Consider the following 244-nt stretch of genomic DNA (forward strand, 5'->3'; position numbering starts at 1 on the left):
GTGGCGACCGCCGCGGCCGGGGAAGCCGTCGTGCGCGCAGGCGCGTTCGCCGGGCCGGTGCCCTCGGGGAGCTTCCTGATCAGTTCGTCGATCCGGCTGCTGGCCGGGGCCCGCGCGGCGGCGAGCGTGGCGGGCGCCTTGCCGGTTTCGCGCCGGCGCGCCAGCAGGCCGCTGTTGTCGGCCTCGGTCAGCCCGCGCACCTCGACCCGGCCGGTGCCGCGCTGGGTGATGACCAGCTTCACCG

At 77.9% G+C, this 244-nt stretch carries 1 protein-coding gene; it reads right to left on the reverse strand.

The window, feature by feature from the left end; genetic code table 11:
- Positions 1-244, reverse strand: a 244-nt coding sequence (locus R0J87_RS23695; RefSeq protein ID WP_498889451.1) for a hypothetical protein, incomplete at both ends; no start/stop codon positions are given.

Source organism: Halomonas sp. SIMBA_159 (genome assembly GCF_046536035.1).
Classification (GTDB): Bacteria; Pseudomonadota; Gammaproteobacteria; order Pseudomonadales; family Halomonadaceae; genus Vreelandella; species Vreelandella venusta_A.